Source organism: Ruegeria sp. CDSA141, from assembly GCF_059612005.1.
In genome coordinates, this window is sequence record NZ_JBXWPT010000058.1 from 1 (window position 1) to 1,086 (window position 1,086).

Below are 1,086 nucleotides of genomic sequence, written 5' to 3' on the forward strand. Positions count from 1 at the left end.
GTGATGCCCGCAGGTGGCATTCTTTACCCGCATAGCCCTGAGTTCGATCGGTTTTTGCAAGCCTTCGTTGGTGAGGACCGGAAAGGCAATGCTGTTACGGTACTTTCGGCCCTTGCAAGGCTAGAACTCGAACCTTGGGAAGGGGCAGCCGCGCTTGCCGCTTTGGAGGAAGAGGCCGCTGGTTCGCGACTGGAGATGCTGTTGTCGCAATTCCGTGACGTGCCTGAACTCAAACAGGATTACAGATCGGTCGCGCGGGAACTGACCCGTCTTCTTCCCAAACGCCGCAAGCGTTTAAGGGCTGTTTCTGGTGGCGCGGAAAACCGGCCGGCAAATTTACCTGGATTGATATGGGCGGTACTGACGATCTTCTTTCTGATTGTGCAATTAATACTCGCTGGCACTCCGGGAACGGGCCAATGACCTTGGGCAAAGCACAAGACGGCGACTGCAGGCAGGGCGGTCTACCCGGTCATGACAATGCGATCCTCTGGGATCTGGAGGCGCGGCACTGGACCAGCGGCGCGGACAGCGCTCGCACGGTGACTGCAACAAATGCAGTGATGATACTTCCCTATCCGCCAGGCATCCTTCAGGGCGGACAGATCCCGGAGCATATGAAGAAAAACACGGGCTGGCGAACCGTGGAAATGAGAGACCGCAGCCAAATCAGGCAAGGAGCCATTGCCGTGCTCGCCTATCGCGTATTCGCTGAAAAGTCGGGTTCACCAATCTATGAGGCGCTCTGCGCGTCCACATATTTCCTGGACAACGGTCGGTGGCTGCGGCTGTCACATCAGCAAACCCCCACCACCTGACTCCAGCAGGGTGAATCTTCACCTTGGGGCGAAACCTCTAACGAACTTATTGACATGTGAACCGGCCCCTGGGGTCTGGATTCAGAACCAGAACTTGACCACTACAGCCGATACCCAAGCGGACAGTACAACTTTCGAGTGTCCCAGGCTAACCTGCGTCAGTGCAGCGGAGCGGAGAAGATGAGTACATCGCTTCGTGCCTGCCGAATCTCCGGCGGCACTCATTTCCGAGCAAAATAGAAGCGCGTGAAGCGTGCGGTTCTTGAAA

General features: G+C 56.6%; 2 protein-coding genes. Both read left to right on the forward strand.

Features of this window, described 5'->3' with window-relative positions:
- Positions 1-423, forward strand: a 423-nt coding sequence (locus AC2FLP_RS22105; RefSeq protein WP_496686578.1) for a hypothetical protein, incomplete at its 5' end; no start/stop codon positions are given.
- On the forward strand, positions 420-818 hold the full coding sequence (locus tag AC2FLP_RS22110) for a hypothetical protein (protein ID WP_496686575.1): 399 nt from the start codon (positions 420-422) through the stop codon (positions 816-818). The genes AC2FLP_RS22105 and AC2FLP_RS22110, both read left to right, overlap by 4 nt.
- The last annotated feature ends 268 nt before the right edge of the window (positions 819-1,086 follow it).

Excerpts from the sequence above, each read along its gene's own strand:
- AC2FLP_RS22110 (WP_496686575.1), top strand. The coding sequence starts at position 420 with ATGACCTTGGGCAAAGCACAAGACGGCGACTGCAGGCAGGGCGGTCTA.